The following is a 5,443-nucleotide window of genomic DNA, read 5'->3' as shown; positions in this document are numbered from 1 at the left end:
GAAAATTAATCAGCCCATCGGTCTAGCGTAATCATTGGCGTTCCCTTGTCAGACGATACCAAAAAATTACATCGGCCGTCACAATCATAAATTCGGCACGGTGGATGCTGGCCAACTAATGAATAGTCCGGGCCTTTCACCATGATAAGAGCCACAAGATCGACCTTGAATATCGTTTGACATTTCGTGCACCAAGCTTTGATCTCGACACCATTGAGGCGCATATTCCCCGCCGTTGAAAAGGCCTTCGGGAGAATCGGTTTGTGATTGTTGGAACCCATCTCTCTTTGAGAACAGAAAGTGAACAAATATAAAAGCTGTTTCAAGGGTATGAATGAAAAATTATCGCGACGACCAAACCAATCTCAACACCGAGGATTGTCTCCGCGCGCAGCAGTTTGAATAAATCAAAAAGGCCCATCGTGGGAAGATTGTGATCGCATTCTGCGCCCGATTCAAGCACCATTTGAAGGTGCGCTTCGTTTTTGACAATCCGTTTGCTATGCCAGTATTGGCGGAAAGTAGAGGTCGATTGTAAGATTTTGCCCAGCTTTCCATAAGTGCATCTGCGGCGATTATGTTCTATATCCGCTTCGCGCCCCACTTTCAGACATCTAAAGTCCAAACGTCAATTCAGAAAAGCGGGCGTTCTCAATGGCTAATAATTAAGTATTTATCGGACCATCGTGCATTTCTATTTGTTGGGTTTGTGCTATGTCGATTGCTTATGAAAGAACACATCACGACGCTAGCACACTGGTTTTCCGGGCAGCTCTATAGTTTCGCAGCTTTGATGGAAAGCACGGGTCGCCCAACTGTAACGCAATCGAAATTCGTGGATCTCGCGCCAACCGATCAGGCCGATAAGTCCGGCGTATACTCCGAAGCACTTCTTTACGCCACGAACAACACGAAAGTGTCAAATATAGCACTGACGGGTCCCTATGGTTCGGGAAAAAGCAGCATCATACGATCCTTCTTGAAGAGGTATCGCCGGCCCGCGCTTCACATCTCCCTCGCAGCGTTCGTGCCCGAGGTCGACGCGGTTGGCGGCAAGGTAAGCCGTCAAGAGATTGAAAGAAGCATCTTGCAGCAGATGCTGTATGGCGCTGACGCCAACAAACTTCCGCTGTCGCGCTTCAAGCGAATCCAATCACCCGGCGTATGGTCGATATTTAAATCTCTTTACATAATGCTCGGCTTGCTCGCGCTTTGGTATGTATTCCTTCAACGTGACGATATATTTAGCGGCACCTTCTTCATTCCCCTCGCGCTCAGCAATTGGTTTGATCTGGGAAGCTTAGCGCTCGCAGCGTTATTCCTCTGGATGACGCTGCATCATTTTTATGTCGCGAGTTTCGGGGTGTCGCTCAAGAGCATCTCGTTGAAGGACGTCGAGATAAGGCCTGCTTCGGATAACCAGGAGTCCATACTGAACCGTCACTTGGATGAAATCGTCTACTTCTTCCAGTCGACAGATTACGATCTCGTAATCATCGAGGATCTGGATCGATTTAAAAATACAGAGATCTTCGTCACATTGCGTGAAATCAATAGCTTGGTGAACGAGAATGCGGGCGTAAAACGAAAAGTTAAGTTCCTTTACGCCCTGCGCGATGACATATTCGTCAACACCGACCGAACCAAGTTTTTCGAATTTATCATTCCCGTCATTCCAATCATCAACACGTCGAATTCGATCGATATGGTATTGAAACAAGAAAAGAGGCTGGCACTCGACGGTCGCCTTGATCGGCAGTTCCTGCGAGAGGTTTCAAGATACCTCAACGACCTGAGGTTGATCCAAAACATCTTCAACGAATATGCTATTTATGTAGCCAACCTAGAAACCGATGATGAGAATTTTCTGAACGCCAACAAACTGCTCGCGATCCTAATTTACAAGAACGTCTATCCTAGGGACTTCGAGCAGCTGCACCGCGGCGAGGGTAATCTGGCCGACATTTTGAAACGACAGGAAGAGCTTATCGCCCATGGCGAGGCCGAGCACCGATCCGGGATCTCGGAACTTGAAAACAAGATTGAAACCGCCGAACAGCAGATACCCTCTGACCTGAAAGAATTGCGCCAGATTTATGCTATGGCTCTAGTCGAGAAGCTTCCCGCGAATGTCCTCGGTGTCAGTCTTAGCGGACAAACGTGGATTACCCTTCCGAAATTGGTCGGCGATGATGAGTTTGAACAGCTGATTGAAGCTCGGATTATCAATTACCGAAACATACAAAATCAACATCAGTCACTCGATATCTCCAGCTTACAAAACGACGTTGATCCTCAGAAATCCTACTTGCAACGCAAAGCGGAGATCGAAAACAAGGCAGCGGCCAACAAGAAAGTGAGCGTGAGCCGAATACAAGAACTCAGATCAAGCATCGCGACGCTGCGGGCGACTAAGTTCAACGAATTAGTTCGTTTGAACGCTGATTGTATGGAAGACCTTTTCGATGGCTTCGGTGAGAAGGGAGAACTTGCCCGCTTTCTTATCTTGGAAGGCCATCTCGACGACACTTATTACCAATACACTTCACTGTTTCACTCGGGCCGCTTATCACCCAATGACAATAAATTCCTGATCCAGATACGGGCATTCATCGAGCCTGAGCCGGACTTTCCGATCGACAATCCTAAAGAGGTAGCCGCGGCAATGCGCGATGAGGATTTCCGGCAGAGTTATGTCCTCAACGTCAAACTCGTCGACTGCCTCCTGAGCGACCAAAACCGCTATGATGATCAAACGCAAAAACTTTTCGAATATATCTCATCCGAATTCGAAAGCTGTGAGGGTTTTTTCGCAGCATACTACGCAGGCGGCCGCGAGATCCCAGCGTTACTTTCGGGACTGGTCAGCGTTTGGAATAAATTCGTTCCGGAAGCCATCGCCAGCTCGCGGAATATGTCCCACATAACGCAGCTGGTCGCGAACCTGTCTGAAAGATCGCTCGTGACATTGGCAAATGAATTCGACGAGCTTTCAGAATTCGTCTCGGCAAACCTTCCTGAAATTCTAACGCATGCGCCCGAACTGCCACCGGAGCGACTTCAATGCCTCGGTTTCCAGGTCAAGGACTTCGCTGCTATCAAGGAGCACCCCGGAATTATACGAGTCATGTTCGAAAATGGGCTTTTCGAACTTACGATCGCAAACCTGGAATACGCATATCAGGAAATTCTTGGAGAAAATGAGCTCGAGCCAATGCATACGAAGAATTACACCACCTTACGCTCGATGAATAATCCTGTCTTGATAGAGCGGGTCCAACGCGATTTCGATCTCTACTTGCAAGACGTCCTTCTGGAACTGCCAAGGAACTCGAGCGAAGGCGCCCCAGCTATTTTGGCCATCCTTCGCCGCGATGATCTTGACGAAGACGATGTTAGGGAATTTCTTGGACGGCAAGCAACCTTGCTACCAACTCTAGAGGACGTGCCAGAGAAATTGCGCGCGATGCTGTTCCAGCTCAATGTGATTGAACCAACTTGGGCGAACTGCCTCGCATTTATGGAAGGTGAAGGTTTCGAAGCGGAAAGCCTCATCGACTATCTCGATCGGGACGATGTCCGAACGGCTATCCTTAAACATGCCATTCCGGGTGACACGGATATGCAGCCACTTCGGCGATTCCTCTTCGAGGCGGCCAAGCTACGCGACGTCGCCTATCAGGAATATGCGCAGGCCCTGCCGAAGCCTTTCACGAAATTCCCAGAAGACCTTGAGCGAACCAAACTTCAAATCCTGATAGAAGAAGGGAAGGTCACGTTTACCAAAGACAGTCTCGACGCGCTTGCGGAAGATGCGGACTTGCAGGCCTTTTTCGTCGCTGCCAACATCGAAACATACCTATCCGATCCAGACTTGTTCGCGCTAGACGACGATTTCCTAGAAAAACTTCTCCGAGCTGAAATTGCCGATGATGACAAGCGCGCGATAATCGATCTGATGGCGCTGAGCGCGCTTGCGGACCTTCCCGAGCGAGCAGCAATAATTGGTCCGATCCTCGATCGCGCCGACGCCAATATATCCGACCTTGATGCGATTATCGTGCAATCCCTAATTGCGCATTCAAGGCCTATCGAGACCCAAATCTCACTCTTCAACAAGTGTAATTCCCTTCTGTCGGACAACGACGTGCGTCAGGTTTTGGCTAATCTTCCAAGACCATTTTCCGAAATAAAAACAGGCTACAATACACCGAGATTGACGAACAGCGCGGAAAATCTCGCCTTGGTTAAATGGCTTGATCAAAGAAAGATTATCTCCTCTTGGAGCGAGAGTAGGTTCTTCACCGACGACATACGCGTGAATCTGTATCGGCGATAACAAAATGAGGAAATTCTAGCACTTTCGCGATAGAGGCTGCACGTCTCGATTCTCTTACGAGAAAATTACACGCTTTGCGAAATCCCGACGGCAAATGAGTCGTCAGCTGAAGGGCCGCTTTGTGCACTCTTCTATCCGGAAGCTGCTGGTCCACTGACGGTCCCACTACAGTCGGTCCGAAATTCGCGCAATTGTTGCCGTCTCCTCGACCCATTCTCGATTCTGAAAGCCGCCGTTCAGCGCTCAGAATTTGTTCGCGCCAGAACGGCAATTACTAGGTGGTTTCGCGACTGCCAACTTTCGATAAGCTAATCTGAAAAGAGGACCATGGCCTGCGGCTTTGTCTGGACCGACGTCGGACATGCCGGAGTCGAACTCAGGGCATGTCTGCTCCGGGTTCTAAGGTAACTTTCAACACAGCGCGCGAATAAATCGATTGGTCACCTGATCTTGTTGGCTAACGAAGCGTGAGAGATTAGATGACGAGGTGCTCCGGATGAACCAGAGGAAGTGGGTTTTTGCCGATCTTGCCTCCTGATAAATGACGACGGGCGGCCTCCGAGGAGACCGCCCATTGTTCTTTGCACTATCCAGCTTGGTCAATCTGGCATCACGGCCGGTTCATCCGCAAATTTCAGCTGCAGCAGATATTCGCTGAGCGCTCGGGGCCCGTTCTGCCAGGCGCGGGTCCCCCAATCGCTCCATCGATCTACGCGGTGGCAGAGCCAGTAATAAAACCGGTCCCGCGCATATTGATCCGGGAAGGTGAGCGACCACAATGTCCGGCGCAGCGGGATGTTTGGCCCCAGCCCGTCGCCGACAAGCCTGATGGCACCCAGCTTGCCGATCATTACCCGCTCGAAACGAAATGGCAGCCGGTCAGCATAACGCTCCAGTTTCTGCAGCGCTGCTTCCCATTCGGGGGTTATGGCTTCCGGGTCGAGCCCATGCCATCGTTCCAGCGTCGGCAGACCAACCGGCAGCGGCTGGTTCCTCAGGCTGCGTGTATTGGCGAGCATAAGCAAGATAGCAAAAGCTTCCGGCGTGAGTTCCGTAGATTGGGAACCGCCCCGGACATAAGTCATGAGCTTCTTGTCGATCAGC

At 50.2% G+C, this 5,443-nt stretch carries 2 protein-coding genes; one reads left to right on the top strand and one right to left on the bottom strand.

Features of this window, described 5'->3' with window-relative positions; genetic code table 11:
- Window positions 1-727 precede the first annotated feature (727 nt).
- On the top strand, window positions 728-4,339 hold the full coding sequence (locus V7680_RS14800; RefSeq protein WP_335654031.1) for a YobI family P-loop NTPase: 3,612 nt from the start codon (window positions 728-730) through the stop codon (window positions 4,337-4,339).
- Window positions 4,340-4,938: 599 nt separating this feature from the next.
- Here V7680_RS14800 and V7680_RS14795 read toward each other — a convergent pair.
- A partial coding sequence (locus V7680_RS14795; RefSeq protein ID WP_335654030.1) for a hypothetical protein occupies window positions 4,939-5,443 on the bottom strand: 505 nt, incomplete at its 5' end.

It is taken from the genome of Parasphingorhabdus sp. (assembly GCF_036963705.1).
GTDB lineage: Bacteria > Pseudomonadota > Alphaproteobacteria > Sphingomonadales > Sphingomonadaceae > Parasphingorhabdus.
Note: the sequence above shows the minus strand (reverse complement) of the source record. Positions and strands in the feature narration are given on the sequence as shown.

What these genes read in the sequence shown, in the direction of transcription:
- V7680_RS14800 (WP_335654031.1), top strand. Translation starts at nt 728, where the DNA reads ATGAAAGAACACATCACGACGCTAGCACACTGGTTTTCCGGGCAGCTC.